Below are 26607 nucleotides of genomic sequence, written 5' to 3' on the forward strand. Positions count from 1 at the left end.
TGTCAAAAAAACGAGGTCTAGCAATCTGCTCACCTTCGCTGGTGCTCAAAAAATAGCTCAACCCGACATCAACTCCCATAGCATTGCCGTGAGGCACTACATTGGGGATGTTGACATCAATTTGAAGACAGAGCGTGACATACCAGCCAGAGTGTTTGCGGGTTACTCGCACTGTTTTGACTGTGAATCCATCGGGAATGGGGCGATGCAAAACAATCGGCATCCACCCAATTTTGGGCAGCTTAATTTGGCTACCTTCAATTGGACTAACTTTGAATTGCGGAAACAAAAAAGAGCGATATTGCCCGAACTTCTTGAAGCGCGGAAAACCATGCCCTCTTTGTTTCATGGCAACAAATGCCATGTCTACCCGACGAAGTGGCTCTTGGATGACTTGAGACTGAACATCCTTCAGGTGTGGCAACTTTTCCTTAGCGACTGTCAGCGCATTTTGCTGTTTGTAGTAGTCGGGATAAGGTGCCTCAGCCGGAATGATGTACTCAGATACAAGAGAGCAGGAATTGATGTCACATTTACGAGATTTTATCCAGTCCTTGCGCTCCCTCAAGGCGTAGTTGTAAACACTACGACACATCTCAAGCCAAGACACCATGCGAGTTTCTTGCTCAAGAGATGGATAAACGCGGTACTGAAAATTCATTGTAAACATGGAGCTACTATAACACATTTAAGTAAAGCATCCAAGTTACTTAAATATTCGTTTTCGGGGTATCGTTCGCGTAGCGTCTCCGTAGGAGATACCCCTCAACTCACGCGGGATATCCGTGTATCCCGACGCTCACCGTTGGCGTAGCCTGCCGAAGGCATAGCGTTAGAGCGCGGGACTTACAGCCTCCCGAACCCACCATCAGTTAATATCCCAACTAGGATAATCAACCCGCTATTTGAGAGCAATAATTTTCTGCCATTCTGTCCTGAGTCTCACTAGACTAAGCGTTAAATATAAAGTTAAGTCCAAAAAGCCAAATCCAGATTAAGCCCAGAAATTCCTAGTGGCGTTTCTCCTCAGTAGATTCCCAACCCTTATTTAGAACCTTATGAATTTTCTGCGCCAGCTTCGGAGTCTTGACAGCCAACTGCAAGCGCTCTTGGCAACTGTAGTGATTAGCGTAGTGTGGCTGGTTTATGCGGTCACAACCATTCAACCTGGCGATGCTGAAATTCTGGCGAATCAACCCCAGCCGATCGCGATCGCCTCAGTTCCGCCAAGCCAAATGCGGCCATCTGAGAACCAAGCCAGTACATCACCGCCAGCCTCAGTCACAGTGCCCACGGTTCCGCTAGAGCCACCCGCCACTCGACCCATCCAACTACCGACACAATCCCGGCAATCCCCTCAGCCACCTCAGCCGCCAAATACGCCCGCTGTGCCCACTTACCAACCGAGGGAACTTGTCGCTTTCGCAGACCCCACAAACTACGGAGAGCGAGTGGTCAGGGATACGTATGGTCGCCCAGCGGCTCAGGCACCCATTATCGTGCTGCACGAAACGGTCAGTTCTGCCAACAGCACTATCTCATTTTTTCAGACTCCCCATCCTAGAGATGAAGACCAAGCCAGCTACCATGCTCTGATTACTCAAGATGGCACCATTGTCTACCTTGTCCCTCCCGATAAGCGAGCCTTTGGAGCTGGCAACTCCGTGTTTAATGGCCCCAATGGCCCGGAGGCGGTGAAAACTCATCCTAAATTTCCACCTTCTGTCAACAATTTTGCTTACCATATCTCTTTAGAAACCCCCCCTGATGGCCGTAACAATGCCAATCGTCACAGCGGCTATACAGCAGCCCAGTACCAATCGCTGAGCTGGTTGGTTGCAAGAGCAACGGTGCCCGAATCGAGAATTACCACTCACCAGGCGGTCGATCGCTCTGGATCTCGAAAAGATCCTCGCAGCTTTAATCAGCAAACGTTCCTGACGATGCTACGCTCTTATACTCGACCTGCTCAGACGGCTCCTACACCGCGTGGCTAGCCGCTACTACCTGGCGATCGCCTCCCAGCACGCTCACTAGACCCAGGTTGGGGTGGTTCCCAAGGTCACCATTTTAGTAGACCGTGACATCAACCCGATTTTCTGACTCAGGAGTTAGAGATGAAGTAGCTCCCTAGTCCCCATGCTGCTGGTAGACAGAGCGGTGACGCCTCACAAATCACCCTTACTAGAAAGCGACTCTCACCCTTTGGGTAGTAATTGAGCTAGCAACTGTAAAGGTAGCCTGATGAAGCGGATAAAACCGTTTACTGGTTTAACGAGTGCAGTTCAGGTTAAGTCAATGCTTGAAACCGTCAAAAAGCCCCACCTCCACAAAGGGCAACCACCTCAACTCTGGTCGCTGGTTAGGACTGTACAGATGAGTTTGGCTGGATTTGCTTTTCTATATTTGTTGGGCTACGGCTGGGCTGGACACAAGTTACAATCGCGATCGCCCCGTTACCAAGCAACTGCCCCTGTCTCTAGCAGCAGTGATACCGACGACGCACTTGTGGTGCAGCCTTAGGGCAAACTTTTAGAATGATGATTCAGATCAACCAGTTAGATTAACCAGGTGGATATTAGCTTGATTTAGCAGTTGATCAAGTTGGCATCTAGCGCCGATTGTTGGAGTTTTTGTAGGGTGCTCTGAGCTTTGCGACTGTTTACAGGATCGCCGCGATCGCTAAAGAACTGGGCTGCTTGTTGCAGATCTGCGATCGCTCCTGGCTGGTCTCCTAATTTGGCTCGTGCGAGTCCCCGATAAAGATACGCGCTAGCATCGTCAGGATTTAATTCCAAGGCTTGACTGTAGTCTTCAATGGCACCTAGTTTGTTGCCAATCCGAGTTCGAGCTAGCCCCCGGTAGAAGTAAGGAGTCGCATCCTCTGGGGACTGTTTAATAGCCTGACTGTAGTCTTCAATGGCACCTAGCTTATCTCCCAACTCGGCACAGACAAATCCACGATTGCTATAAGCCACACTACTGTCAGGATTGAGTCGGATGGCTTGGTCAAAGTCCGCGCTCGCCCCAGATGGGTCATCCGAGTCATAACGAGCCACCCCTCGGTTGATGTAAGCAACGTCGTTATGGGGGTCAATCTGTAGAACCTGAGTGTAATCCGCGATCGCCCCAGATTTATCACCAATCTCATAGCGAGTTGCTGCACGGTGGAAGTAAGCCGTAGCATCTGCGGTATCGAGCCAAGGTTGCTCAAAGCGATCGATTAAGCCTTGGATGGTTGAGGGGTCAGTGGTGCGCAGTCCGAGTTCTAGTTCTGGAAAGACGGTGCTCGAAACAGGCAAATTCGGAACTTTGAGAATAGCTAAGCGGCGATCGCAAACCAAGAAATTCTCCTCAGCTCCCAAGATTTTGAACTTAAATTGTTGTGGAAACTCCTGCTTCAGTTGAGCCAGTTGCTTCAGCGTGTCGTGGAGCCAGCTTCTTTCAGGAGGTGATGAGGGCGATCGCGGGCTGATGTAGCGAGGGGCATCACTTTGATGAGTGACTCCGAGATGACTCCAAGCCATCGAAATCTGGCCCTGACGCTGTAAGAACGCACGAAATTTTTCTAGTAGGGCGGTATCTAAACTAAATGGGTCAGGCCACGGCCAAACCACAATCACTTGCTTTTGAGCTTGCTCTAGTAACTCCTCTAGAAAGGCTCGACTACCAGAGAGGAGGTGTGGGCGATCGGCTGATGGTGCGGTGGAACGGAGCGCCAATACCAGTTCATGATTGGGTGCATTTGGCAAAGCTCGCAGTTGTTGATTGATGCCCTCTAGCCGACTTTGCAGAGTTGCTTCTAGCTCGGCTCGCACCTCGACTGCACCACCTTCTGCACCTTCTAAGCGAGTCGCCAAACTCTGGAGCTGACTTTGTAGCGCACTATTATCTAGGAGCTGAGGTAAACGGTAAACCCAATCACGCAACGCTTTGTGCTGCTGGTACAGAGCTTGAGTTTGGCGCTGGATTGTCGTGACATCTTGGCGCAACTGAGCCACTTCAGTACTCAAACCCGCTTGAGCTTCAACTTGATTTTGCAGATCTGCTAAGTCAGGTAGGGTCGGTAGTTGGTTCAACCGAGCTTCAAGAGCAGTGACGGTTTGGCTTAGTTCTGCCATCAGGTGCGAGTCTGAGGGGGCATGCACTTTGGCCTGAAGGGTATCCAGTTGCTTCCGAAAAATAGTAACGGCGAGTCGCAAGGGGACGACCGCTTGCTCTAAGCTCTGATATCGCTGATGAAGATTTTCCACCTCAACTAAGGTGCGGGTAAATTCGCGGCGCGGCACCAGCCCTGCAATGACTCGGATTAAGGAGTCTACATCCTGCTTGAGAGAACTCGCATCAAAGGGCGTGGGCAAATGGTTCAGGCGACGGTTGATATGATTAATCTGATCTTGCAGCGCCTTGACTTGCATCATAGGCTCGTCGCTGAGTAGTTTTAGATCCGTCTCTGCCTGGGACATTTGGGCTTGCAATTGCGCGATCGCAACTTCCGTCCCCTCAGTAGAATTAGCGCTTAACTGCGTCAGCTGGTGAGTGACCTGTTCTAAGGCCGTGGCGAGTTGAGTCTGCTGGATTTGCATTTGCTCCAAGTCCTGACGCAGCCCGACGACATCATGGGCTTTGAGGGGAGCCAGTTGGCGATGCATCTCCCATTGCAGTGTTTGTAACTGCTCTGAGAGCTTGGTTAGAGACTCACGGTGCCGACCTAGGAAGGTTTGCTTGAGGTGATCTAGATCCAAGGTGCTGGGTAAGTCTTGAACCTGCTCTTGCAGCGCGATCATATCCCTAGTGAGGCGATTGTCCAACCGAGTGATGCTCAGCTTAGACAGTTGCTTGGTTTCTTGCTCAAACCGACGGCGGTTGGCAAAATTTAGAGCTAGCAAGCAGGAGATAGGGGCAGCCGCAAACACAAATTGTTGAGAGATAGTCGCAGCAATCGCTCCGACCCCTGAGCCAGCCAGCATGACATATTCGCCAGTTTCGCGCCAACGACGATGGTTCACAGCGTTTCCAGATAGCTGAGGTTAAAAAGTCAGAAGGTCTGCCTAAGACTGGGGCGGATGGGATAGTAGATTGCACCGCGACAGCAACAGCACCTTACTTCGCTTTTCAGTTCTAGATAGAGGAATCAGGAATGCTTTCTTGGCGTTGCTTGTGATTTCCCACACAACAGTTGGTGATATGACATCGAGGCTAGAGTTGCGATCGCCTACCTCTCCACTGATGAGCTTGATGTGGCTAACTCCCTGGTCCCCCAATTTATAGCCCTGACGGGCATACCAGAACGGGGGACTGGATTCTTGCTTCCCCCAGAATTGGGGGACTGAGGGGGCTAGTGCAGAATGTCTATTTTCAAACCAGATTCAAGCGTTTTGCGATCGCACTTTTTCCAAAAACTTAGACAATTCTTGTACTAGCCACTTCTGCTCTAGTTGAGTTAAGGCAGAACCAAACTGGTGAGTTCGTACTCCCTCAATCAAGGCACAGGTAAACACAGGTTGATCATTGATCCGAAGTTGACTATCAAACTGCTGAATAGCTTCTAAATCTTCAGTGTTGCCTTCGACTTGACGGTACCGCCAACCCAAAAACTGCTGTTGTAGCCGAAAACGATAGCGATTGATTTCTACGTGAGTCCGAATAGAAATGGGGAATAGGGCCTTTTCTAATAAACCTGCGCCTGCAATCCAAAATGGAATCGAAAAGAGGGGAAGAAAGATAGGCGAACCCATTACGACCGCAGAAGCGGTCCAGAAAAAGATAAAACTATTCCAGACCACAGCAAAACCTAGTAAACCGAGATTGCTAAAGAACAGGCGTTTGGGAGGAATGTCAGCGATCATTTCCTCAGAAGTGCGCTTGAGTATGATGCGGCTGCCAGCGGGTTGCCGATCAATCGGCAATTCAGAGCGCACTAACGCGCCTTGAGGATAGGGTTGATTTTGTAATGCCGCTAAAGCCTCCGGTGCCGAGGGAAAGCGGTCTTCCATTGCAGGCTCTAGCATTTGGTCTAGCCAATTGGCAAAAGTGGAAGAGAGCTGTGTACAGGCACGAATGTCGATTTTGAGGCGGCGCTGGGGTAAATCGGCGGGTGATTGGTGCGTGAGCAAAAACAGCAATGTGGCACCTAGACCATACAAATCGGTGGCGGGAACGGATTTACCCCGAAACTGCTCTGGAGCCATGTAACCATAGGTGCCCACGACCGTACTGCCTTGAGTTAGCGTGTCTCGGTAAGTATCTTGCACCGCCCCAAAATCTACTAAGAAAATTTGCCCATCGGCTCGCCGGATGATGTTTTGGGGTTTGATGTCGCGGTGAATCACAGGTGGGGTGAGCGAGTGTAAGTAGCTCAGCACCTCTAGGACTTGTATCGCTAGCTGCTTGGCTTCGGCCTCTCCAGTCCGCCAGCCTTCCTTGACGCACTGCGCCAGCGATCGCCCCTCTGCCAATTCCTGCACCAGATAAAAACAGCGATTCTCTGGCGTATCCACCTGGAAGTAATTGAGATAGCGCGGAATGGCAGGATGTTTCAGGTAAGAGAGAACTCTAGCTTCTCGCTCAAACAGTTCCAGCACTTTCCAGTCGTTGATGCGCCGGAGGGAGAGGGCTTTTAGGGCTACCTGCTGCTGGGTTTGCAGATCTTCGGCTTTGTAGGTAGTGCCAATGCCACCTTGACCCAAAACTTCTAGGATACGGTAGCGATCGCCAACGATCTCCTGCGGTTGATGTAATGTCTCCATCCCACCCTTACCTACAGATGTGGTTCTGCTTCAATTGTGGCTTACGAGCTAAACGAGTCGGAGGTTGGGGGTGTTGCCCCTGGGGTTGCAGGCGGTGTGGGCTTGTGCCAGTGATGGTAAGCGATCGCTAACTCTCCTCAGAGCTTTCTAAAACAGTACGCTGATGCTTAATCACCTCTTTAGCGGCGGTGAGATATTCTTTAACGGCTGCTACATGCTCTTCTGCTGCTTTTTCATGCTCTTGGCCTGACATCAGGTAGGCTTCTGTAGAAACCTGCTTGTTCATGCGAGCAATCTTGGCGTACTCCTGGGAGGCGCGGGCATGCTCTTGCACCGACTGACCCCGCTCCTCAATGATCTGCCCTACCTCAGCGATCGCACCCTCTTGATTTTGCAGAGTCTTGCCCACTGTCTCAATAGATTTTCCATGCTTTTCTGACACCTCTGCATGTTTCAGAGCCGCTTCAGCATTTTCTGGTGCTATCTCATGCATATGCTTGTCCTTCCATTTGGCAACCAAGCTGCCTTATCTTTTCGTTTGGCTTCAGCATAAAAAGAATCATTTTGGGTAGCACCTACCTCTGGACTCAGGCTAGACCAAACTAGGTTCACGATTGCGGATACCAACTTTGGCGACGCAGATATCGACAAACTCTTTCACGCAGTAGATAAATCAACAAAAGGAGATCTAAAGTTTTTTCGAACCACTGAAATTCGTAGCCGTAATAGCGTGGGTCCCAATAGCTGATGGCACTGTGGAATCGAACGCTCCAGTTCAGCGGAAAGAACAACAAAGGGCCGTCATCTACATGAGTCAAGATGTCTACGGTGGTGTGGAAGAGGCAAGCGAGCAGAAACCAAAATAGCCAGCGAGTGCGAGAGCCAATGTGACGTCGCTTTAGCCATACATAAGCTACTCCCAACACTAAGAGCACTGGAGCGTGCAAGGTATTGTGAGCCGCGATCCAAAAAGGGTCGTGAAAATAAAGCTCGTCAAACAGGAGATGCGCTGTATCCGCCAAGCTCCAGCCTCGGATGAAGTGATAGTAGACAAGGCCACCGATCGATAGCACCCAAAGAGGCAGATCAGGAGCTACAGAACCTAGCAAGAAGGCTCGCTTAACGATCGGCACTCGTGGCAGAGCTTTATCTAAAGCAGCCGTCATTAAGAAGTGAGAATAAGTGTTCATAGCGGCGATCGCACCCCATCTAGAGTGGATTGTTAGAGTGAAAAAGATTTTGTGAGTCAACCAATCCGTTGTAGCAACTCAGGGAGCCAACATGGAGAAGCGATCGCTCGGTAACTCTGACATCCAAATTTCGCCTGTTCTCATGGGTACCTGGCAAGCGGGCAAACGGATGTGGATAGGGATTGAGGATGCCGACACAATTAAAGCGATTCGAGCGGCCTTTGAGGCAGGCATCACCACCATCGACACCGCCGAAGTTTATGGAGAAGGGCACTCAGAGCGAGTCGTGGCAGAAGCCCTCTCCGATGTACGGGATCAAACGGTTTAGGCCACCAAAGTTTTTGCCAACCACCTCAAATATGACCAGGTGATCGAAGCTTGCGATCGCTCTCTCAAAAATCTCAAAACCGACTACATCGACCTGTATCAAATCCATTGGCCTTCTGGAGTTTTTAACAGCGAGGTCGTGCCAATTGAGGAACCATGCGGGCTTTGAATGACCTGAAGCAACAAGGCAAAATTCGGGCGATCGGGGTTTCCAACTTTTCTCGCGCTCAGCTAGAAGAAGCTTCCCACTATGGCCGCATCGACAGTTTGCAGCCGCCTTACTCGCTGTTTTGGCGCTACGTCGAAACCGACGCCATGCCGTACTGCGTCGAAAACAACATCTCTATCTTGGCCTACTCTTCTCTGGCACAAGGATTACTCACCGGAAAGTTTGGTCCGGGCCACACCTTCGACTCAGCCGATAATCGCGCTAAAAACAAGCTATTTCAAGGAGAGAACTACGAACGCGCCCAGGCCGCATTAGACAAACTCCGTCCGATCGCGGAACGGCATCACTGTACGCTGGCGAACCTGGCCTTAGCTTGGTTGATTGCCCAACCCCAAGCCAACGCGATCGCGGGTGCCCGCAACGCCGAGCAATCAGTACAAAATGCCCAAGCGGCGGACGTGAAGCTCTCTGCTGAAGACCTTAAAGAAATAGACGCGATCGCTCGGATAGTTACCGATCCCTTAGCGAATGAAGGCCCTGTGATGTGGAGTTGGGCTAGCCTTTAGAGGTTCATAGATGTAAGAAAAAATTTCATTCCTTGGGCGTAGCTTAAGGAAACTCAATTTCTAGCTCAAGGATGACTCCCAAGGCAATTAAAACTCTTAATGTTCTACGAGAGAGTGTGCCGAATCGATTGAAGCAGACCTCAAAAAATTCAAAACGGATTCAGAGTTTGTCCAGACTGCAAACGCTTTAGAAAACAAGGAATTTTAAGATGAAATCTTCAGGCTTATCCAAAGTTATTGGGGCTGGTGTTCTTACCCTCAGTTTGGCAGTACTCCCCCTAACTCTCCCTAGCGCAGCTCAAGATGCTACAGGTGGAGCTACTGGCACTACTGGTACTGGCACTACTGGTACTGCTGGCACGACTGGCACTGGTCTCGGTACTGATGCAACGGGCACCACCGGAACCACGGGCACTGGCACGACTGGCACTGCGGGCACGACTGGCACTGGTCTCGGTACTGATGCAACGGGCACCACCGGAACCACGGGCACTGGCACGACTGGCACTGCGGGCACGACTGGCACTGGTCTCGGTACTGATGCAACGGGTACCACCGGAACTACGGGTACTGGCACCACTGGTACTGCGGGCACGACTGGCACTGGTCTCGGTACTGATGCAACGGGTACCACCGGAACCACGGGCACTGGCACCACTGGCACTGATACCACCACTGGCACCACCGGAACTACTGGTACTGGCACCACTGGAACTACTGGTACTGGCACTGGTCTCGGTACTGATACAACTGGTACTACCGGAACCACGGGTACAACCGGAACCACGGGTACAACCACAGCTCCTAGCACCACAACTACCACCACAACTGCAACAGATACCGCTGGCGATCGCGACTTTGACTGGGGTTGGTTAGGTCTTCTCGGTTTACTCGGCTTGGCAGGTCTAACTCGTAAGACTGAAACTGCTACGACCTACCGCGATCCTGCTGAGACCACTCGGACTCGCTACTAAATCCTGACTGAGTCACAAACTGGGTGCAAACCAATTGAATAGCGGGTGAGTAAGAGCCTTGGGTGATGCCTGAGGCTTTTGCTTTTAGCCAGCGATCGCAACATCAAATCGTCAAGTCAGGGTGCTTCTACATCTAATCTTGTTGATGAGAAAATTTGTACGCTCCAATAGCAGAAAGGGCGATCGCAGCTAACAGTAATACCCCAACGCTATACCAAGGAAACTGGCTCAGCGGCAGGTAAGCAGCGGATCTTAAGCCAATGCTGGTATAGGTGAGCGGCAACAAATAAACAATTCCTTTGAGCGCAACGGGTAAGCTGGCAGGATCAAAAAACGTGGCTCCGAGAAACGACATCGGCACAATCAAAAAGTTGTTGTAGAGACCGACACTTTCGAGCGATCGCACACTCAGCCCTACAATCACACCCAAGCCTGCAAACACGGCGCAGTTCAGCACTAGCAGCAGCAGAAACAACGGGTTCAAGAAGCTCCAAATTTTCCCGGTAAACAAAATAGCCACCAAGATGACCGAGCCTGAAGTCATTAACCCCCGAATGACCCCGGCTAGCATCTTGCCGAGAAACAACGACAAAGGATGCACTGGGAGCAACAGCATTTCTTCAAACGTCTTGGTAAATAGCCGCTCTCCACAAATTGAGAAAGTGGTGCCCCCAAAACTGATTGCCATTGACGACAACGCCACCATTCCAGGCAAAATAAATTGCAAGTAATTTTCGCCTGCGGAGGGTTGAGCCACTTTGTCCAAAGAGCTGCCTAAACCCAAACCAAACGCCAAAATATAAATTAGAGGGGAAACTAAACCAGACGCCGCAATTTGGGCAATCCGAATTCTTAAATCTAGCCAATCTCCCCACAAAACTGTGAGGCTGTCTCCCACAATTGTTTGAGTGGGCGAACTGAAAGGCTTTCCTGATCGAAATGAAGATGAAGTCACGCGTAATCGCCTAAAAAGTTGACCACACAAGCCTTTCTATTGTCACACGACTCAGATCACTGAAAAATTAACGGCATACTGGAAGAGGAAGCGCAGTTGCAACTCTACTTTGCCAATTACTTGCAATTCAAATAGTCATTATGAATCGCCGACCTAAGCCTTCACCTCCTCCATCTCGCCCTGCTAATTCCAACCGCAACAGCTCCAATGGCTCCAACGGCTCCAACGGCTCGTCGTTTGCTTCGGCCTTGAGCGCGACGACGCTGGCGATTTTGAGCGGTGTCCTTATTTTGGGCATTGGCATTGGCATTGCGTTTAGCTCTGTGGCTAGCTCTGGACCGCAGAACGTGGCGACCCGTGAGTTTATCGATCGCGCAGCACCGAACCCAGAAATTTGTGTGCAGTACGGTGCGAGTGCGATCACGATGGACACCAGGGTGTTTGTGACGATGAACCCGTTTAGCGTCTATATTTCGCAACCTAAAATGCAGCCTGGATGCGTCTTACGCAGCAGTAACTGGGAAGTTTTGCGGCAACGCAACTTGATTTCTGGCGATCAATTGCGTGAATGCAAAAACCGCATGAATACGTTTGGCTTTACTGGAACTCTGGAAAATTCTCCCCAAATTAATTGCATCTACCAAAACGATGCGGCGCAAAACCTCTTCCTGAACCAAACTGGTGCAGGTGCAGCGCCTGTCCCCGAAAGCGACAAGTTCTAAAATATCAATCGTGAATTACCCGACGCTCATCGCTAGGCGATAGAGTACGGGCTTCCAACTTCAACGGGAGTTACCTCCGAATTCATGGATTTTTTACGTCCAGAACCCTTCGGATTTACACTCCCTCGATTGGCAGTAGCGCTGATTCCCAACGCCAGTAATCGCAAGCCTTCATTTCTGATATTGATTGCCGCATTTACATCCCGCTCATGCCGTTGCTGGCAGTGCGGGCAATCAAAGAAGCGGACAGAGAGATCCATTTTGGGGATTTGTAGCAGCGTGTTTGAACACAAATGAGACGACGGGAAAAACCTGTCTACTTCAAGATAGGTTTTGCCGTCGAATTCACTCTTGTACTTGAGCATGGTGCAAAACTTACCCCAGCCCGCATCGCTGATGGCTTTGGCAAGAGTATGATTTTTTACCATGTTTTTGACTGCCAGATTTTCCACCACCACAACTTGGTTTTCGTTGACTAGCTTGCGAGATAGTTTGTGGAGAAAATCTTCTCTGACTCTGGCAATTTTGCCGTGAACTTTAGCGACCAGGCGACGCGCTTTCATGCGAGTCTTACTACCCTTGGTTTTTCTGGATAGCTTTTGCTGCTTACGCTTTAAGTTCTTAGCATGTTTCTTAAGATGCTTAGGATTGCTGAACTTTGAGCCATCAGAAGTGACGGCAAAATCAATGAGCCCTAAGTCAATCCCAACGGCTTTACCATCACTGGTAATTTCAGGCTGAGCGGTAGCGTCATCAATCAATAAAGAGGCAAAATAGCGCCCTTCAGGGGTCTTAGATACCGTAACGGTCTTAATCTTGCCTGTAGGTAAAATGCGATGGATTTTAGCTTTTACGGTGCCTAGATTCCCAGGGAACTTAATCGCATCATCACCCTGAAGTTTTACGTTGGCAGGATATTGAACCGACTGCCTATCAAACTTGCTTTTGAATGTGGGGTATTTTGCCCGCCCCTCAAAGAAGTTGATAAACGCTTGAGAGAGGTTCAAGATCGATTGCTGGAGACACTGGGAATAGGTTTCCTTCAGCCATTCAAACTCTTTCTTTAGTTCTGGTATCCGCTTCTTCATGTCGTAAGCAGATACGCCTTTACCCGTTTCCTTGTAGGTCGCAGACATTAAGGAAAGCGACTGATTCCAGAGCCATCGAGTTGCGCCAAAATCTTTGGACAGCTGAATGACCTGCTCGTCAGTCGGATAAATTCGCACCTTTGTTGCTTTGATCACACCCTCAGCTTAGCGTATTTCTAGATTTATGATAAGCATTATAGATAGTGTGTTCCTATGCCTTCGGCAGGCTACGCCAACGGGCGCTGTTGCCTTCCCTGGCCTACGGAATCAGTCAGGCAACGCACCCTCAGTCACGCGCTTCTCATCCCGACGCTAACCTGAGTACAGGTATAGCACGGGGCTTCCCCGCTAGCAGCTAAAAAAATTCTGCCCTAGTTGAAACTCTGACTAGGGCAGAATTTTTTAGATTTGTCACATCAAGTTTTCGATCGCAATTAAGGCGATCGAAAAACTTCCGTGAGCCGTACTTGCAGCACTTGTCCTGGTTGGAGCTTCGCAGGTTTGGGTGAAGCCAGGTAAGTCACTGCCGCTCCCGCTGCCGCGCCGCCAAGAACTTCTTCACCGGAACCACCCATCAGAGCTCCAGCCAAGGCTCCTAGGGCCGAATTTCTCACGACTTTTTCCTGCGAAACTTGCAGTTTGCCCCCTAAAAGCGCTGACTCTGCTGCTAGTGGCACATTTCGACCCTGTAGGCTGATTGCTTGGGCAATAAAACGGCTTCCCCCACTCGTCGTTTCAAAGCGCCCAATGATGGCAGCCCCAGTTGGAGCCAAGATGCTGCCGTTGCGATCGCGAATTTCTGTTTGCAGCAATAATACTTCCTGTTGCGGGGCTCCTGGCTTTAGCTCCAAAACTTCAGCACCCGAATATTGCAGTTGTAAGGTCGTACCAGATGGCAGCATAATTCCATCTCCTACAGCCACTAAACTCGAATCTGGCTGTAAGTTGGCTTGTGGATTGGAAGTTTCTATGGGTAAAGCTTCGGTTCCTGCCTCCAAAGTTGGCGAGCTAGGAGACGTAACAGCAGGTGCGGAGCTTGTAGCGGCTAAAGGTTGACCAAACTCAATCACCCGTCCCACAGCTTCATCCACGTTCGGGGTTCTAAATGGTTGAGGTGATTCCGATGTCACTGGACGAGTGGGGGCAGGCTGTATCGAAGGGGATGACAAAGATGGCACAGTTACAGTGGCACTAGGCTGAGGCGTAAAAACCGCTGGGGGCAGCACTGGGGCAGCTTCTGTATTAGTCGCGGTAGTTGGCACGCGATCGCCTGATGGAGGCACCTGAGTAGGGGCAGCAGTACCATTCATCGGTGGCACACTCACGGTTACGGGCTGCTGTGAGCGAAAGTTAGCGGGGGGTAATCCTGCCGTCTCTAGTTCTGGAGTAGGTTGAGGCAGATTTGCGGTAGGTTTCACTTCCGGTTGAGCGGTTGCAAGAGCAGGAGCCGTTTCCATTGGCTCTTCTACAACTGGTACTGCTGGCATCTGAGGTTCCGCCACAGGCTGAGATACAGCAGTTGTTGCAGGAGGTGCAGGAGCGATCGCCACGTTTGGTTGAGCTGGGGTAGCGGGTGGCTTGACTGCTGGCTGTACTCTGGGCTGGGCGGCTATTGGCGGTGCCGATGGTTTTGCTGATGTAGTCGGTTTTGCTGGCGTAGTCGGAGTTGGGCGATCGCGAGTTGGGGCTTTCTGAGGCGCACTTTGAGGAGGTTGGGTTGTAGGCGTTGGCTTAGCATCTGTCACCGCAGGCGACAACCTAGGGCTAAAGACGGCTGTCTCTGAAGTTGCGGCTGGGGCTGGCCTGAGTGTATCTGAGGGTTGAGGGGTTGTTCCCGTAGGCGCTGCGATCGCAGGGGACGGTTCCGGTGAGGGCGCAGATGAGTTATCGAATGAGCGATCGCCAGGTGCTAATAGGTCGGCAGCATTTCTCGTAATTCTGCTCTTGGGAGGAGCCGCAGGAGGAGCAGGTTGCGATCGCCCGTTTGGTTCAACAGATGGAAGGGAGGGTTGCGATCGCTCACTCGGCGCAGCGGATGGAGTTGACTGTACAGATGCGGAAGTAGGGGGAGCAGATTGGGGTGATGCAGTTGAGGTGGCTGGGCCAGTAGATGTAGCAGCGACGGTGGGCGTAGAGGCGCTACTACCAGCAATTGCACTATTACCAGCAATTAAAGGACGCAACACCCAACGAGTTCCCGCCTTACTGGTGCCAATCTGTTCTAGTTTCACCTGACCGGGCGCAAACACCACATTGGGAGCGAGTTGCATCACAATCCGAGTAGAGCCAGTTTGCTGCTGTGAAACACGAATCTGTTGCACTGGGCCAGACAACATCTGCTCAGCTGGCACCGCACCCATCTGCGTGTTGGGCAAATCCAGCACGATGCGGGCAGGTTTCGCAAGCAGAAAATAGCGGGGCTGGGTGCCTTCTGGTACCGTGATCTCTAACTGGTTGGTAGTTGAGTTAAATTGCCACTGAGTTAGAATAGCTGCCTGAACTGGAGCTATATGGGCGATCGCTCCTATCACTCCAGCACTAACCCCAAGTGTCGCCCAAAGACAATTGCCCGACAGCGCCAGCGAAATCACTTGTTGCCGCAACGGTAATCCCCACACCGATTTCTGATTCTGCATCGCTTTTAAGCTTTTGATTAAGCAAGACCCAATCTTGGCATTCAGGATAATCCTACTGCTTGAAATTGCAATATTTAAACTTCAGCAAGAATTCCAGAAAGTTTTTCTGTGCCGTTTCTGCTCAATCTAGTCTGCTAGCTTCGGCGCGGTTGGCACTCATAAACATTGATAGATAAAGACTTTTAGAGCTTTTCCAACAGCCTTAATTAGCCTGCCTCTAGACTGAAACAGCACTCCAGCAAGACTTGCTAAGGTGTAAGGGGCGTTTAGTGCGCCTTAACGAATTCCAAATACCTGCAACCACACGTTTCTCAACTCGTTGTCGATTTAGGAGCCGCTAATGTCCAACCATGATTTACTGATGCTCGTCATGCTACTCACACCTGGAATTTTGCTTTCAGCCTTGATCATGGCGGCTTTTGCAGCAGGTGGTTAAGTTCGTGACAGGTTTGCGACAGGTTTGCGATCGCACTCTAGACTTTGTTGCCAGATCCCTGAGCTTGGTAGCTGAGATTGATCCCTCACTCCGGGCTTTCTAAAGTAGGGATAATAAGTAAATGAATGTTAATCATTCTCAGGTAAGGCAAAATTATCCATGCGCGTAATTCTCATGACTGGCAAGGGAGGCGTTGGCAAAACCTCCGTTGCAGCAGCTACTGGGCTGCGCTGTGCCGAACTGGGCTATAAAACCTTAGTTCTCAGCACCGACCCTGCTCACTCGCTTGCCGATAGCTTCGACATGGAACTGGGGCATGAACCTCGAACCGTTCGTCCCAATCTCTGGGGGGCAGAACTCGATGCCTTAATGGAGTTGGAGGGCAACTGGGGTGCGGTTAAGCGCTACATTACTCAAGTTCTGCAAGCACGAGGCTTAGAAGGAGTTGAAGCCGAAGAACTCGCCATCCTACCGGGCATGGATGAGATTTTTAGCTTAGTGCGAATGAAACGGCACTATGACGAAAACGAATTCGATGTGCTGATTATCGACTCTGCCCCCACTGGCACTGCCTTAAGACTGCTGAGTTTGCCAGAAGTGGCGGGCTGGTACATGCGGCGCTTCTACAAACCGTTGCAGAAGGTGTCTGCCGCCTTACGCCCGTTGATTGAGCCAATTTTCAAGCCTCTGGCTGGCTTCTCGTTGCCTGACAACGAAGTCATGGATGCACCGTACGAGTTTTACCAGCAGATTGAAGCCCTCGAAAAAGTCTTAACTGACAACACGAAAACTTCGGTTCGCCTCGTCACCAATCCTGAAAAGATGGTGATTAAGGAGTCCTTGCGGGCGCATGCTTACCTCAGCCTCTACAACGTGGCAACCGATTTAGTCATCGCCAACCGGATTCTGCCGGATGAAGTCAGCGATCCATTTTTCCAAAAGTGGAAAGCCAATCAACAACAATATCGCCAAGAAATTCACGACAACTTCAGTCCATTGCCCGTTAAGGAAGTGCCCCTGTATTCGGAAGAAATGTGTGGACTGGCCGCTTTAGAACGATTGAAAGACACTTTATATAAGGACGAAGATCCAGCGCAGGTTTACTACAAAGAAACTACTTTACGAATTGTGCAAGACCAGAATCAATACAGTTTGGAAGTGTATTTACCTGGAATCCCTAAGAACCAAGTGGAACTGAGCAAGAACGGCGACGAACTCAATATTCGCATCGGCAACCATCGCCGGAACTTGGTACTGCCTCAATCTTTGGCCGCTTTACAACCCGCTGGAGCCAAAATGGAGGACGACTTCCTTAAAATCCGCTTTGCGGATAGCGTCCGAGTCTAGCAGCTCAGTTTCAGCTTAAATCACAATTTCAGCAGTCATACTAAAAACTAAACGGACAATGGGGTAAAAACACCGATTGTCCGTTTTTAATTGGGTTATTAGTTGCTGAGTTGAGATGCTATTGCGATCGCTCTCTCAAACAGCGACCACCTAACTCCTAATCTGGACTGGCATCACCAAGTAAGTCATTTTGATGCTACCTAGAGGGGTCAAGACTACGGGTGTAGTAGCTGAGTTGAGCTGCATCTGGATCTCAGAGGTATTCAAGGCTTTTAAGCCATCCATTAAGTATTTGACGTTAAATGCCACGTCCAAGCTATCACCCGATACCTGAGCGGGAATCACTTCTCGACCATTCCCGACATCTTGAGCATCGACTGAAAGCGCAATCTCTTGCTGCTCCAAATCTAGGCTGAGCTTGACCACGTTATTTTTTTGGTCTGCTAAAACTGCAATTCGCTCCAACGCGCCCAAAAACAATCGCCGTTCTACCGTCATTTGCCGCGAGAACTGCCGAGGAATTAGTTGACGGTAGTTGGGGTATTGACCTTCTAATAGGCGGCTGGTTAAGCGTTGGTCAGCCCATTCAAACACTGCTTGGCTAGGGTTGAGGTGCAATGCCACAGAATCTTCGGTGGGGCGCATCCCCACCATGCGCTCTAACTCACGCAACGTCTTAGCAGGAATGGTGACGGTGAGTTCGGTATCTGCGATCGCTCCTCCAGCTTGAGCATCTGGGGTTTCTCCCGTCGTCTGCACCACGGCTAAGCGGTGACCATCGGTCGCTGCAAACTCCAAGCTGCCTTGCTGCAAGGTCAGATGCACACCCGTCAGAATTTGCTTTGTTTCGTCCGCACTAGTGGCAAACAAAGACCCCTGCAAGCCTTGCACCAATGCTTCCACAGGCAAATAAACCACTTCACCCTCTTCGATGACAGGCAACTCAGGAAACTCTACAGCGCTCAGCCCTCGCATCTGATAGCGACCAGAGGAGCAGGTTAGGGTTGCCTGTAACACATCGCTAGACTCACCAGAGGCATCAGCGCTACCTGCTTCATCGGCTAAACCAATTTCCCCTTCTGGCAAGCGCGAAACGATATCGTTCAGCAACTTCGCAGGCAGTGTAATTTCTCCTCCAGTTTCCACATGGGCCGCAAAACTGGTTCGAATGCCCAAACTCAAATCAAATGCCGTCAGGCTGACTCGTTGTGCAGCAGCATCGGCAATGAGTAGCACGTTAGCCAAAACTGGATGAGTGGGTCGCGAAGGAATGGCACGGCTAACAAGCGACAGATTAACGCTGAGATCACTTTGGGCGCAGAACAGTTTCATGGAAATTTATTTAGCCGGGATCTTCAACTTTCGGGGAGTGTAACTTTGGCAATCTTGGTGGGGAGAACGACATCGTATCACTCTCAGCTTGAACAAGCTAGAGCACCTGTTTTTAGCTTTGCCCTGATGGTCTATCTACTCTTCTCTTTAAAGACATTTTTTAAATTAGTAGTAGTAGGGCCTGTGGAAAATGTGGAAAAACTTTTAAAAGCTTTACTCTGTCTAGATTTGAGGCAATATTGCCCTGTGGAAAACCTGTGGAAAAAACAGCCTACTTTTCCACAGGGTATTTATACCTACGAAAGTTTTCCACCGATATTGAGAACTTTCCACAGGTTTTCCACAGAGTTTTCCACAGAAATAAGGCAGTTTTCCACAGGCAAATTTTACTTAAAAATACTTAATGAAGTTCTGTTAACTGCACTCATAATCAGTTTCATTTTGTAGTATTTAGTACTAATGTATTGTATTTATCGTACTACAAACCTATGGTTTCTCCTCCATTTCTTCCATAGAAGTTAAGAGCTAGAACCTTAGGCGAAGCACAAAAATTCTGGCTGCTAACTCCTAGCTTCTAGCTCTTAGAGGTGAGATTTATCGCTGTAAATGAAGATGTAGTTAATCTACGATCGCTCTTTGCTCTGACTGGTTAAATTAATGCGATCGCTGAGTTGACGCAGAGTTTGAGCCATGCCGGGATCGCTAGTACGGAGTTGAGCAATTTTGTCGCAACTGTACATCACAGTGGTATGGTCTTTGCCGCCAAATTCCTCACCAATCTTCGGTAGGCTGAGGTCCGTATGCTGGCGCATTAAGTACATACCAACCTGCCGCGCTAAGCTAATTTCTCGGCGTCTGGACTGGCCTTTAATCTCTTCTACAGCAATATCAAACACATCAGCCACCGCGTTAATTACAGCTTCCGGTGAGGCTTCAATCTGCTCCACTGGGGGATTGAGGACGGCAGCAATATTTTCCACTCGCATCGGTAGCCCGGAAATTGAAATATAAGCCACTGCTCGAATCAGCGCCCCTTCAAGTTCCCGAATGTTGGAAGTATAGCTAGAGGCGATGTATTCAATCACCTCGCGGGGCAGGCGCATATTTTCGTATTCTGCCTTCTTTTGCAGAATCGCCATCCGAGTTTCCAAATCGGGGGGTTGAATATCAGCAATCAGCCCCATTGAGAACCGAGAGCACAAACGTTCTTGTAGGCGCGGAATGTGATTTGGGGGGCGATCAGAAGCCAGAACGACCTGTTTGCCTGCTTCATGCAGTGTGTTGAAGGTGTGAAAAAACTCTTCCTGGGTGTATTCCTTGCCTTCAATAAACTGAATGTCATCCACCAGCAAAACATCGGCGGCTCGGTAATGCTCCCGAAAGCTTTGCATGCTGTCTTTGCGAATCGCAGCAATCAAGTCGTTGGTGAATTGCTCGGTAGAAACGTAGAAAATCTTGGAATCTGGACAAATTTCTAACCGATAGTGGCCGATCGCCTGCATGAGGTGAGTTTTTCCTAGCCCTACCCCACCGCACAAGAATAAGGGATTGAACTCACGTCCAGGAGACTCAGCCACCGCTAAAGACGCGGCGTGGGCCATTCGGTTATTAGGACCTACCACAAAGCGCGAGAAGACGTATTTAACGTTGAGTTCCTTCGGCTTAGACTGCTGATTAGCGTAGGCTGCACTCGAACTACTAGCGTTGCTAATAGCGCTGGCGGCAGGTGTTTCGTTAGGAGAAGCCCACAGAACCTCAGAATCGCCGTTGGTGGTTGCGTCTCCCTCAGCGATGGTGATGTGAATCTCGACGCTATAGCCCAAAATGTCTTGAGCCACGTCCGCGATCGTCTTGACGTAATACTTCTGGAGCCAATTACGCGCAAAGGGATTAGGTGTGCGAATGACTAAGCAATTATTTTCCAGTTGCTCAACGCTGGCAGTTTTGATCCATGTTTCAAAGGTCGGGCGGCTCAGTTGCAGCTGTAGGCGCTCTAGTATTTGATTCCAGAGACTTTCAAGAGTGATTTCCACCGCTAACCTCTACCGCTGACGCTCAGGAGAACAAACATGAAGAACTAACTAGTAAACTATGCACCGAATCGACCTGGCAATAGGGAAATAATCCAACCTCAGCACGACACGAGCAGGCCACTAAGCTTGCTGCTCAACATACCTGAAGTTTAGACCAATCTTCTATGTAGTGGTTCAAAGCAGGTTTTTGTTAGCAAACCACTATACATAGGGTGATTTAGTAAGTATCAAAAAGCATTAAAAGTGGCGATCGCAGAGAAGCAAGCCATTTAACTTACCAAAGTAATTCAGTATAATTACGGTTTTCTAACAGTGGAGGCACTACGAGCGCCTTTAACGGTAGGAGTTGAAACTAATAGCGATCGCAGATTACCCAGAGCCAGGCCAGGGTGCCTTCAGTAAAATATAAATGTATTCCTGAATACTTATAGCATCTCCGGGGAGCCTAAGAAACTCCGACCAAACTTTCTGGAAGAAATGGCTAGGACTAGGGACAAAGGCTGTGGCGTGATCGTCCTGAGAAAGTTTCTAAAATAAGAAAAGCTAAACAAGAAAGGAGCAGGCGATCGCTGGTAGCAATGTGATTGAGCATGAGGATTCCCAAAAGCTAACAACAATCGGCCTGTCCGTGCCATTCATTCACCTGTGTTCATAAGCTATCAGTTGTGTTTGTCAAACTTGTGTTCTCAAGATGAAATTGAAATGACGAATTGTGAGCGGCAAGGTGAGCTTTGTTCCAAGACATAGTTGGGGTGCTACGGGAGCAAAAAGCTGGATAAGCCAGTCTAATCCCTTGCAAATTACTAAAAATAGTTAGTTTCATTAACCTGGAATAAGAGTGTCACCCCAATGTCACATCGACTTCTTAGATTAAGAATATCTGGAGTCACAAACCTTTCAAGGGCTCCAATTAAAGGCTGTACATCAATCTAGCCAAGTCTGCAGGCATGAAGATCGGCGTAGAACCTAGTGTAAAAATGCAGACACTTTGCAAGTTTGAGTTTATTGTTACCGAGGACTGAAGATAAATGGCAACAAATCACGACTCTGAGTTGCGTCGCTCTGAGACTCAGAATGAGAGAGGACAATCTGAGCCTGTTATGGCTACCCCCGCCACTCCTAAAAATAGTGCTGCTAGTCCAGCTGCTTGGGCGAAGCCTGCCACTTATTTAGTGCCCCTCATGGTGGGAGCTGGATTGATGTTTGCGGGCGATCGCTGGTTGGCTTCCAAGCCTTCTCTGGCCCAACAAGCTGTGGCCCCCACCACGGTCGCTCAGATTCCAACTTTACCGATTACAGCTGGCTCCAACTTTATTGCCACCGCAGTCGAAAGAGTTGGGCCTGCCGTAGTCCGAATCGATTCTTCTCGGACTGTGACCCGACGGACCCCAGCAATTTTTAACGATCCATTCTTTCGGCAGTTTTTTGGAGCGGAAATTCCTTCAGGCCCTTCTACTAGGGTGGAGCGCGGCACTGGCTCTGGCTTCATTATCAAAGCGGATGGCTTAGTGTTAACCAATGCTCACGTGGTTGATGGGGCAGATACTGTAAGTGTGGCATTAAAGGATGGCCGCACCTTTAGTGGCAAGGTTCTGGGTCAAGACCCAGTTACCGACGTGGCAGTAATCAAGATTCAGGCCAACAATTTACCAACGGTTCAGCTGGGTAATTCTGAGCAAATTAGACCTGGTGAATGGGCGATCGCGATCGGCAATCCCCTTGGACTAGACAACACTGTAACAGCAGGCATTATCAGTGCGACGGGGCGGACTAGCTCTCAGGTGGGCGTTCCAGATAAGCGAGTTGGCTTTATTCAAACTGATGCCGCGATTAACCCTGGTAACTCTGGCGGGCCGTTGCTCAATCAGCAAGGTCAAGTGATTGGCATGAACACCGCTATTATTGGTGGGGCACAAGGCTTAGGATTTGCGATCCCCATCAATACAGCTCAGCGGATTGCTGACCAGCTAGTGGCTAAGGGAAGCGTAGACCATCCCTTCTTAGGGATTCAAATGGCGACTCTAACCCCAGAGCTGAGAAAGACGCTCAACAGCGATCCCAATAGCGATATTCAGGTGCAAGAGGATCAAGGCATCTTAGTAGCAAGAGTAATGCGTAATTCTCCAGCCGCTAAAGCAGGTCTGCGGATGGGAGATGTGATTCGCAAAGTGGATGGTAGACCTGTGACCTCAGCAGATGAAATTCAACAGGCAGTAGAAAACAGTTCTGTTGGAGGCACGCTGCGTTTAGAATTGCGTCGAAACGGCCAAACTCTAAACTTGGCAGTGCAACCTGGCCCCTTTCCAACTCAAACCGCCCAGAGTGAATAATTTCCTTGGTCTTCGTCCTTAAACTCTTAGCCTTGCTAGATTGAAAATATCAATGCAAGGCTTTTTTGTGACTGTTTACAATTCTCCAATTATGACCCAAGCGAGAGCGATCGCTCAAATAGGAAATCCTGTACTCCGACAGCAAGCTCAAGCAGTTCGGGAAGTTCATAATCAGCATTTTCAGCAACTGATTGATGATCTGATTCTGACTGCAAAAGATTCAAATGGGGTGGGAATTGCAGCTCCACAAGTTTCAGCTTCTTGCCGTTTATTTATCGTGGCTTCTCGTCCCAACATTCGCTATCCTCAGGCTCCTACAATGGAGCCGACCGCAATGATTAACCCCCGCATTTTGGCCCATACCGACGACATGGTAAAAGGATGGGAAGGCTGTTTGAGTGTTCCAGATGTTCGAGGATTAGTTCCTAGATACAAAACAATTACAGTTGAGTATTGCGATCGCACAGGGCAACTACAACAGCAGGAACTAACTGATTTTGTGGCTCGTATTTTTCAACACGAATTGGACCATCTAGATGGTATTCTTTTCCCCGATCGCGTTGAGAGTGAACAAGATCTTTTCACAGAGGCAGAATATCAGAAACTCATAACTGAAGGGATAAAAGGGTAGATCAATATCCACCCTATCTTGACGAAAATAATTGCCTACATTCGCTCTAGGACCGAAATTCCTAATAGCGACAAGCCAAGTTTTAATGTTTTTGCAGTCAAGTCACATAAGGCTAACCGAGAGGTTCTCGATGGCTCCTCTGCCTTCAAAACATCACAGTTTTCATAGAATTGATTGAATTTTTGACTCAATTCGTACAGGTACTGGCAAAGACGATTAGTCAATAAGTCTTGCTCCACCATTGCCAACACCTCGCCTAATTGCAACAAATGCTTAGCTAAGACTAGCTCAAAATCAGACTGCAACAGGAGTTCAGCATCTGACCCCAAGCTCTGAAAGTTAATGCCTCCCTTACGGCTAATACTTTGAATTCGAGCGTAAGCGTACAGCATGTAAGGGGCCGTATTACCCTTTAGATCCAACATTTTATTGAAGCTAAAGATATAGTTGCTGTTGCGGTTTTGGCTTAAGTCAGCATACTTAACTGCGCTAATCCCAACAACTTCAGCCACATGAGCCTTAAACTCTTCCGTTTCCTCTCGTTCTTCTTCTTGTAGCCGAGTTTCTGAATCTGCGCGAGCCCGCACGATCGCCTCATCCAGTAAATCTTTTAAGCGGATAGTATCTCCAGAGCGAGTTTTCAGCCGTTTACCATCCTCGCCCTGCACTAAACCAAACGGTACATGAACGACTTCTACAGTTTCAGGAATCCAGCCCGCTCGCTGAGCCACTTGGAAAAACTGAGCAAAGTGATTCGACTGCCCCGCATCTGTTACATAAATAATGCGATCGGCTCCGTCTTGTTGAATCCGATAGCGCAGAGCGGCTAAATCAGTCGTGGCGTAGTTATAACCCCCATCCGATTTCTGCACAATCAGCGGCAATGGTTGTCCATCTTTATTCGTGAAACCTTTTAGAAAGACGCACTTTGCTCCTTGGTCTTCCACCAAAAGCCCTAACTTATCTAAGTCTTCAACCACTGCTGCCAGTAAGGGATTGTAAAAAGATTCTCCCCGCTCAGTCAGGTGGATATCTAGGCGATCGTAAATCGTCTGGAATTCCCGCCGAGACTGCTCACACAACAATTGCCAAGCCCGGACTGAGTCTTCTGCCCCAGCTTGCAACCGCACCACTTCTTGCCGAGAGGCTTCCTTAAAGGCTTCATCCTCATCAAAACGCTGTTTGGCTCGTTTATAGAATGTAACCAAATCACCTAATTCCAAGGCATTGGAAGTTGTTAGAGCTTCTGGACAGGCTTCTCTTAAGTAGGTAATCAACATGCCGAACTGAGTGCCCCAATCGCCTACATGATTGAGCCGTAGCACATCATGCCCACGAAATTCTAAAGTGCGGGCAACAGAGTCTCCAATAATTGTGGAACGCAAGTGCCCCACATGCATTTCTTTGGCAATGTTAGGGCTAGAAAAATCAACCACTACCTTTTGAGGCTGCTTCACTGGCTCAATTCCTAGCCGCTCTCCCGCCTGCATCGATCGCAATTGAGCGGCTAAATACTCTGGCTTGAGTGTCAAGTTAATAAAACCAGGTCCAGCAATGATGGGAGGAGCACAGAAATCAGAAACATTCAGCTGTTGAACGATTTGCTCTGCGATCGCGCGGGGTGGCTGTCCCAACTTCTTTGTCAAGGAAAGGGGTGCATTAGATTGGTAATCACCAAACTTAGGATTACTCGCAGGCACCAATATTGGGTCTGTTCCAGCTAACTCAGCCCCAAAAGCAGCAACAAAGGCTTGGCTAAACCGAGCTTTGAGTTGTTCAATCGTAGAGCTCATAACAAAAAAATTAGAAGTGCTCAAGGCAAGACTACAAACGTATCGCTAGTGGCTAGCAATTATCAACCTCTAGCTTCATACTGAGGTCTAACCAATGCGATCGCGTAATGGGAGCGCTAGTAGAAATGTAGTCTACGCCTGTTTCGGCCACCGCTCTAATGGTTGTCAGCGTAATATTGCCTGAAGCTTCAATCTTAATCCGCTCATTTTTCTGCCGAATTAAATCCACTGCTTGCCGCATGATTTCCAAGGGCATATTGTCCAACATAATGATGTCGGCCCCGAATTTCAGTGCTGCCTCAACCTGAGCCAAGGTTTCGGTTTCTACCTCAATCGTTAATGGATAAGGAACTCTAGCTCGAACTTGAGCGATCGCCTCACCAATGCCCCCAGACGCAGCAATATGGTTGTCTTTGATCATGACTGCATCATCCAAGCCCATGCGGTGGTTAATAGCGCCACCTACCTGAGATGCATACTTCTCTAGCAATCTCAAACCTGGTGTGGTTTTGCGCGTGTCCACCAATTGAGGGGGCAAGTCGGCAATTTTCTCAACATACTGACGAGTAACCGTCGCAATTCCGCTCAGTCGCATCGCTAAATTGAGAGCAACTCGTTCACCTGTCAGCAGCGCGTCCAGCGGTCCGTGTAGCCGAGCCACTACTCGACCAACCTCACATTGCTCGCCCTCTCCGATGTCCGTCACTAAACTAACTTGCGCGTTCAAAATCTGAAAAACTCTAGCCGCAACTGGCAGACCAGCAATAATTCCAGCCTCTTTGGCAAGCCAATGGGCCTTCCTCAAGTCTATGGTTCGGAGCAAAAGACCTTGAGTCGTGCGATCGCCCCGTCCAATATCCTCTAGTAACCAGTTTTGCAGTAATTGATCTAAGACCAAAAACGGTGGCAGTACAGCAGTTGAATTGTTCATGGTAGTCAAAACTAAGCAGCCATCCCCTCTTTACCCATAGTCCCATTGAACCAGGATGCCGAGACAACAGCCCTTAGCCTCCGCATTTACGAAACGAGGTGCTATCGAACCCGTACGCAGGCAACACGCTTCATGAAATTTTTAGAAAACTTAGGGCAGCAGACAGACATTTTGGCGAATGCTGGCGATCTGCGATCGCTCAAACCCTTGCCGTGGCGTCGCTTAAGGTAGTCTCAGAAAAAATAGTTTCAGGGGGTTGACAAGTTGTTCCAGTTCTCGTTATATTGGCTAAGCGGTCGAGGGAAACGGGACGCGAAAGCGCACCGAATCAGTCGGCCCCCGCACCTAGAAAAAAGAATAGTTTGAAAGCCAAGATAGCACCCAATCCTCGTCAAAGT

20 protein-coding genes and 1 pseudogene are annotated in these 26607 nt (G+C 49.4%); 9 read left to right on the top strand and 12 right to left on the bottom strand.

Features of this window, described 5'->3' with window-relative positions; all coding sequences use genetic code 11:
* Positions 1-661: helix-turn-helix domain-containing protein (locus tag KME12_25000; protein MBW4491034.1), on the bottom strand; the 661-nt coding region annotated here is incomplete at its 3' end.
* A gap of 574 nt (positions 662-1235) precedes the next feature.
* Here KME12_25000 and KME12_25005 point away from each other — a divergent pair.
* Together KME12_25005 and KME12_25010 are read left to right on the top strand one after the other, a co-directional pair.
* A complete protein-coding gene (locus KME12_25005) occupies positions 1236-1997 on the top strand; it encodes a peptidoglycan recognition protein family protein (protein ID MBW4491035.1) in 762 nt (253 codons plus the stop codon).
* A gap of 247 nt (positions 1998-2244) precedes the next feature.
* Positions 2245-2523 (top strand): hypothetical protein, encoded by a 279-nt coding sequence (locus KME12_25010; protein MBW4491036.1) that lies wholly within the window; start codon positions 2245-2247, stop codon positions 2521-2523.
* Between the two features lie 65 nt (positions 2524-2588).
* On the opposite strand, the gene KME12_25015 is transcribed toward KME12_25010, so the two are convergent.
* The 4 genes from KME12_25015 to KME12_25030 all read right to left on the bottom strand — a co-directional run bounded on the left by KME12_25015 (position 2589) and on the right by KME12_25030 (position 7939).
* Complete coding sequence (locus tag KME12_25015) at positions 2589-5009, bottom strand: tetratricopeptide repeat protein (protein ID MBW4491037.1); 2421 nt, start codon at positions 5007-5009, stop codon at positions 2589-2591.
* A 360-nt stretch (positions 5010-5369) separates the two neighbouring features.
* Positions 5370-6749: a serine/threonine protein kinase gene (locus KME12_25020; GenBank protein MBW4491038.1), complete on the bottom strand. Its 1380-nt coding sequence runs from the start codon at positions 6747-6749 to the stop codon at positions 5370-5372.
* A gap of 127 nt (positions 6750-6876) precedes the next feature.
* Positions 6877-7242, bottom strand: a complete 366-nt coding sequence (locus KME12_25025) for a hypothetical protein (protein ID MBW4491039.1) — start codon at positions 7240-7242, stop codon at positions 6877-6879.
* A 115-nt stretch (positions 7243-7357) separates the two neighbouring features.
* A complete protein-coding gene (locus KME12_25030; GenBank protein ID MBW4491040.1) occupies positions 7358-7939 on the bottom strand; it encodes a hypothetical protein in 582 nt (193 codons plus the stop codon).
* A 91-nt stretch (positions 7940-8030) separates the two neighbouring features.
* Here KME12_25030 and KME12_25035 point away from each other — a divergent pair.
* Positions 8031-9001 (top strand): annotated as a pseudogene (locus tag KME12_25035) (aldo/keto reductase).
* A gap of 263 nt (positions 9002-9264) precedes the next feature.
* Positions 9265-9975, top strand: coding sequence for a WGxxGxxG-CTERM domain-containing protein (locus KME12_25040; protein MBW4491041.1), 711 nt, complete (start codon positions 9265-9267; stop codon positions 9973-9975).
* 133 nt (positions 9976-10108) lie between these two features.
* Here KME12_25040 and KME12_25045 read toward each other — a convergent pair whose 3' ends face one another.
* Positions 10109-10930, bottom strand: a complete 822-nt coding sequence (locus KME12_25045; GenBank protein ID MBW4491042.1) for an ABC transporter permease — start codon at positions 10928-10930, stop codon at positions 10109-10111.
* A gap of 140 nt (positions 10931-11070) precedes the next feature.
* Here KME12_25045 and KME12_25050 point away from each other — a divergent pair, with 140 nt between their 5' ends.
* Complete coding sequence (locus KME12_25050) at positions 11071-11652, top strand: DUF3172 domain-containing protein (GenBank protein ID MBW4491043.1); 582 nt, start codon at positions 11071-11073, stop codon at positions 11650-11652.
* Positions 11653-11684: 32 nt separating this feature from the next.
* Here the strand turns inward: KME12_25050 and KME12_25055 are convergent, their stop codons facing one another.
* Positions 11685-12896, bottom strand: a complete 1212-nt coding sequence (locus KME12_25055; GenBank protein MBW4491044.1) for a transposase — start codon at positions 12894-12896, stop codon at positions 11685-11687.
* Positions 12897-13174: 278 nt separating this feature from the next.
* Complete coding sequence (locus KME12_25060) at positions 13175-15376, bottom strand: AMIN domain-containing protein (GenBank protein ID MBW4491045.1); 2202 nt, start codon at positions 15374-15376, stop codon at positions 13175-13177.
* 595 nt (positions 15377-15971) lie between these two features.
* Between KME12_25060 and KME12_25065 the strand changes: the two genes are divergently transcribed.
* On the top strand, positions 15972-17159 hold the full coding sequence (locus KME12_25065) for a TRC40/GET3/ArsA family transport-energizing ATPase (GenBank protein ID MBW4491046.1): 1188 nt from the start codon (positions 15972-15974) through the stop codon (positions 17157-17159).
* A gap of 150 nt (positions 17160-17309) precedes the next feature.
* Here KME12_25065 and dnaN read toward each other — a convergent pair whose 3' ends face one another.
* The gene (gene dnaN, locus KME12_25070; GenBank protein ID MBW4491047.1) at positions 17310-18491 is read right to left on the bottom strand and encodes a DNA polymerase III subunit beta; all 1182 of its coding nucleotides are present in this window, start codon (positions 18489-18491) and stop codon (positions 17310-17312) included.
* On the opposite strand from dnaN, the gene KME12_25075 reads away from it, so the two are divergent.
* On the top strand, positions 18471-18938 hold the full coding sequence (locus tag KME12_25075; protein ID MBW4491048.1) for a hypothetical protein: 468 nt from the start codon (positions 18471-18473) through the stop codon (positions 18936-18938). The genes dnaN and KME12_25075 overlap by 21 nt on opposite strands.
* Positions 18939-19114: 176 nt before the next feature.
* Here the strand turns inward: KME12_25075 and dnaA are convergent, their stop codons facing one another.
* Positions 19115-20524, bottom strand: a complete 1410-nt coding sequence (gene dnaA, locus KME12_25080; protein ID MBW4491049.1) for a chromosomal replication initiator protein DnaA — start codon at positions 20522-20524, stop codon at positions 19115-19117.
* 1100 nt (positions 20525-21624) lie between these two features.
* Here dnaA and KME12_25085 point away from each other — a divergent pair.
* The gene (locus KME12_25085; protein MBW4491050.1) at positions 21625-22854 is read left to right on the top strand and encodes a trypsin-like peptidase domain-containing protein; all 1230 of its coding nucleotides are present in this window, start codon (positions 21625-21627) and stop codon (positions 22852-22854) included.
* Positions 22855-22945: 91 nt separating this feature from the next.
* Positions 22946-23485 (top strand): peptide deformylase, encoded by a 540-nt coding sequence (gene def, locus KME12_25090; protein MBW4491051.1) that lies wholly within the window; start codon positions 22946-22948, stop codon positions 23483-23485.
* A 35-nt stretch (positions 23486-23520) separates the two neighbouring features.
* Here def and argS read toward each other — a convergent pair whose 3' ends face one another.
* Together argS and KME12_25100 are read right to left on the bottom strand one after the other, a co-directional pair.
* Positions 23521-25278 (bottom strand): arginine--tRNA ligase, encoded by a 1758-nt coding sequence (gene argS / locus KME12_25095; protein ID MBW4491052.1) that lies wholly within the window; start codon positions 25276-25278, stop codon positions 23521-23523.
* Between the two features lie 52 nt (positions 25279-25330).
* Positions 25331-26209 (bottom strand): carboxylating nicotinate-nucleotide diphosphorylase, encoded by an 879-nt coding sequence (locus tag KME12_25100; GenBank protein MBW4491053.1) that lies wholly within the window; start codon positions 26207-26209, stop codon positions 25331-25333.
* Positions 26210-26607 lie beyond the last annotated feature (398 nt).

It is taken from the genome of Trichocoleus desertorum ATA4-8-CV12 (assembly GCA_019358975.1).
GTDB classification, from domain to species: Bacteria; Cyanobacteriota; Cyanobacteriia; order FACHB-46; family FACHB-46; genus Trichocoleus; species Trichocoleus desertorum_A.